The organism is Streptomyces sp. UH6 (assembly GCF_013421635.1).
GTDB classification, from domain to species: Bacteria; Actinomycetota; Actinomycetes; order Streptomycetales; family Streptomycetaceae; genus Streptomyces; species Streptomyces abyssomicinicus.
The window spans coordinates 1-4,742 of record NZ_JACADT010000422.1 but is presented as its reverse complement, the minus strand read 5'-3'; the positions used below and the strand labels follow the sequence as shown (position 1 = coordinate 4,742).

Sequence of the window (4,742 nt, the reverse complement as noted above, 5' to 3'; positions counted from 1 at the left end):
CCAGCACGCCCGCGGTGTGCACCACGCCGGCCAGCCTGCCACCGGCGACGGCCGTCGCCAGCAGGGTGGACAGCGCCGCACGGTCACCGACGTCACACGCCTCCACCCGCACCGCCGCGCCCGCGTCGCGCAGCTCGGCGACGAGTTCGTCCGTACCGGGCGCGGCCGCGCCGCGCCGGCTGACCAGGAGGAGGTCCCGGGCCCCCCACGCGGTGACCAGGTGCCGTGCCATCAGGCCGCCCAGGGTGCCGGAGGCCCCCGTCACCAGGACGGTGCCGTCGACGTCCGGGCGGCTGCCGGACCCGGCCGTCACGTCGGACCGTGTCAGGCGGGCGGCGTACGGCACTCCGTCGCGCACGGCGAGTTGCGGCTCGTCCAGGCGTGCCAGGGACGCGAGGTCCCGGACGGAGCCGTCCGTGTCGACGAGCACGACCCGCCCCGGGTACTCCGACTGCACCGACCGCACGAGGCCCCACACACCGGCGGCTCCCGGGTCCGGCACGTCACCGCCGTCGATGGCGACCGCTCCGCGGGTGACCACCAGCACCGGGCGGTCGTCCGGGGGGTTCCCGCCGAGCCACACCTGAAGCCGCTCCAGCACCCGTGTCGCCTGGTGGCGGGCCTCGGCCGCACGGTCCACGTCCGCGCCTTCGGCGGCGGCCTGGACGGTGAGCACCAGCGCGTCAGGAGCACCGTCCTCGGCCGCCGTCGGCGCGTCCACCGGAACCCAGTCCACCTGGTACAGGTCGTTCCCGGGCGCGCCGCCGCCTCCCGCCCGCGCGAGCTGATCCGCCTCGAGCGGCCTGAGTTCCAGCGACTCCACCGAGGCCACCGGGGCGCCGGTCTCGTCCGCGCACACGACGGAGACGCCCGGGACCCCTGACCCGGCAGGCGCCAGCCGCACCCGGAGCCGCCGGGCCCCGACGGCGTGCAGCCTCACGCCGCTCCACGCGAACGGCAGCCGGGTCCGGCCGTCCGTCTCCCCGGGCTCCGGGGCCGACAGCAGGCCGAGCGCCACGGGATGCAGGGCGGAGTCCAGCAGCGCGGGATGCACGCCGTACCCGTGGACATCGCCACCGGCCGCCTCGGGGAGCTCCACCTCGGCGAACACCTCGTCCCCACGCCGCCATACGGCGCCGAGCCCCTGGAACGCAGGGCCGTACTCCAGCCCCGTCTCCGCCAGTTCGCCGTACGCGGCCCCGGTCGGGACCTCGCGGGCGCCGGCCGGGGGCCAGACCTCCAGGGATCCGGTGTCCCGCACGGACGCACCGGCATCCGCGTCCGCGTCCGTGAGCACGCCCGCGGCGTTGAGCACCCACCCGTCCCCGTTGTCGCCGGAGACACGGGAGTGGACGCGGACGTCTCGCCGCCCGTCCTCGCCAGGGGTGTCGACCGCGATCTGGAGGGACACCCCTCCCCTCTCGGGCAGCACCAGCGGCGCGTGCAGCGTCAGTTCCTCCAGCAACGGCGCGCCGACCCGCCCGCCCGCGTGCAAGGCCCAGTCCACCAAGGCCGTGCCGGGCACCAGGCGGGTGCCCATGACGACGTGCTCGCCCAGCCAGGCGTGGGACGCGGACAGGGACCCCGTGAACAGGGCGGCCTCCGACCCCGCGACCTCCGTCTCGGCACCGAGCAGCGGATGCCCGGTGCGGTCCAGTCCGAGCCCCACGGGGTCACCGGCGCCGGCGGGAGAGGGCTCCAGCCAGTAGCGCTGGTGCTGGAAGGCGTAGGTGGGCAGGTCCACGCGTCGGGCGTCGGCGCCGGCGTAGTAGGCCGCCCAGTCGACGGTGGTGCCGTGGGTGTGGAGCTCCGCGAGGGCGGTGACGACGGCGTCGGTCTCGGGCCGGTTCTTGCGCAGGGCCGGGACGAACGTCGCGTCGGCCGCCGCCGTCTCCTGGGCCATGGCGGACAGGACCCCGCCGGGGCCCAGCTCCAGGTAGGTGCTCACGCCCTGCGTGTCGAGGTGGCGGACGCCGTCGGCGAAGCGGACGGCCTGGCGGACGTGGTTGACCCAGTAGTCGGCGGTCAGCAGTTCCTCGCCGGCGACGGTGCCGGTGAGGTTGGAGACGATCGGAATGCGGGGAGCGTGGAACGTGGCCGTCCGCAGGAGGGTGCGGAACTGCTCGAGCATGGGTTCCATGCGCGGCGAGTGGAAGGCGTGGCTGACGCGGAGCTTCTTCGACTTCTCGAACCGGCCCGCGATGGCCAGCACCTCGTCTTCGTCGCCCGAAATGACGACCGAGGTGGGCCCGTTGAGGGCGGCGATGGACACGTTGTCCGTGAGCAGGGGCAGGACGTCGTCCTCGGTCGCCTGGACAGCGACCATCGCCCCGCCCTCCGGCAGAGCCTGCATCAGCCGGCCCCGCGCAGCCACCAGAGCAGCCGCGTCCTCGAGGGACCAGACACCGGCGACGTGCGCGGCAGCCAGCTCACCGATGGAGTGGCCGAGGAGGTAGTCGGGGGTGACGCTCCAGTGCTCCATCAGCCGGAACAGGGCCACCTCGACCGCGAAGAGCCCAGCCTGCGTGTAAACGGTGCGGTCGAGGAGGTCGGACTCGGCGTCGAAGACCAGCTCCTTCACCGGCCGGTCCAGGTGCCGGTCCAGCTCCGCGCAGACCGCGTCGAACGCGTCCGCGAACACCGGGAACGCCTCGTACAGCTCACGGCCCATCCCGGCCCGCTGCGAACCCTGGCCGGAGAACAGGAACGCCGAACGCCCGCCGCCCCGCGCGGCCGTGCCCGTCACCGCACCGGAGGCGATCGCCTCCAGGCCCTGCACGAGGTCATCGCGACCGGAGCCCACCACCGCCGCACGCCGGTCGAAATGCGTACGGGTGAGGGCCAGCGAGCACGCCAGGTCCAGCGGTGCGAACTCCGTGTCCTCCCGGATCCGGGCCAGCAGGCGTTCGGCCTGGTCCGCCAGCGCCTCCGGCGACTTCGCCGACAGCACCCACGGCACCACGGGGAGCACGGCCTCGGCCTCGGCCTTGGGCTCCTCCCGGAGCGCCGCCTCTTCCGTGGCCGACTCCAGGACGACGTGCGCGTTGGTCCCGCTGATGCCGAACGACGAGACGGCGGCCCGGCGCGGGCGCTCAGCGGTCTCCGGCCACTCCCGCGCCTCCGTCAGCAGCTCGACCGCCCCGGCCGACCAGTCGACCTTCGACGACGGCTCCCGGACGTTCAGCGTCGCGGGCAGGACTCCGTGACGCATCGCCATGACCATCTTGATCACGCCCGCAACACCGGCCGCCGCCTGGGCGTGGCCGATGTTGGACTTCAGCGAACCCAGCCACAGCGGCCGCCCGTCCTCCGGGCGATCCTGACCGTACGTCGCCAGCAGCGCCTGCGCCTCGATCGGATCCCCGAGCGTCGTCCCCGTGCCGTGAGCCTCCACCGCGTCGATGTCGGCGCCGGTCAGGCCGGCCCCGGCCAGCGCGGCGCGGATGACGCGCTGCTGCGACGGCCCGTTGGGCGCCGTGAGTCCGTTGCTCGCACCGTCCTGGTTGACGGCCGAGCCCCGCACCACCGCCAGCACCTGATGACCGTTGCGGCGCGCGTCCGACAACCGCTCGACCAGCAGCACGCCCACGCCCTCGGACCAGCCGGTGCCGTCCGCGTCGTCCGAGAACGGCTTGCAGTGACCGTCGACGGCCAGGCCGCGCTGGCGGGAGAACTCGACGAACGACGTGGTCTGCGCCATCACCGCCACGCCCCCCACCAGGGCGAGGTCGCACTCGCCGTTGCGCAGCGCCTGGACGGCGAGGTGCAGGGCGACCAGCGACGACGAGCACGCCGTATCCACCGTCACCGCCGGCCCCTCGAGCCCCAGGGTGTACGCCACCCGGCCCGAGGCGACGCTTCCCGCGGTGCCGGTGGAGACGTACCCCTCGGCGGGGCCGGTGCCGGTGCCGTTGGCCCCGGTCCCGTAGTCGTGGTACATGAGGCCCGTGTACACGCCGGTGAGGCTGGCGCGCAGCGTGGCGGGGGCGATGCCGGCCCGTTCCAGCGCCTCCCAGGACACCTCGAGCAGCAGCCGCTGCTGCGGGTCCATCGCCAGCGCCTCACGCGGCGAGATGCCGAAGAACTCGGCGTCGAACTCCGCGGCGTCGTGCAGGAAGCCGCCGTCGCGGACGTACATCGTGCCGGCCTGCGACGGGTCCGGGTGGTAGAGGGAGGCGAGGTCCCAGCCCCGGTCCTGCGGGAACGGGGTGATGCCGTGTCCGCCGTCGGCCACCATGCGCCACAGGTCCTCGGGCGAGGCGACCCCGCCGGGGAGGCGGCACGCCATGGAGACGATCGCCACGGGCTCGTCCGCGCCGGCGCCACGCCCCGGGCCGTGGCCCTCGGCGACCGTGTACGCGGGGACCGCGTCGTCACGACCGCTCAGGAGGGTGTCCAGGTGGCGGGCGACGGCACGGGGCGTGGGGTGGTCGAAGGCGAGGGTGGCCGGCAGGGCGAGTCCCGTCGCGGCGACGATCCCGTCCCGGAACCGGACGGCGGTGGTGGAGCTGAAGCCGAGGGACTTGAAGTCACGGTCGGGGTCGACGCCGTCGGCGTCGCGCAGGCCGGCGGCGGTGACGGCCTCGGACCGGACGATCTCGAGGAGGGTGCGCTGCCGGTCGGTGCCGGTGAGGGTCGCGAGCACCGTTCGCAGGGCGGCCGCCGCGTCGGCCTGGACCGCGGTGGCGGGGGTCGGCCGGGCGTGGGAGGCGGAGGGGTCCGCCACCAGGCCGGGCTCGTCC

At 74.8% G+C, this 4,742-nt stretch carries 1 protein-coding gene; it reads right to left on the bottom strand.

The features are described from left to right. On the bottom strand, nucleotides 1-4,742 hold a 4,742-nt coding region (locus HW445_RS34145; RefSeq protein ID WP_180222195.1), incomplete at both ends, for a type I polyketide synthase.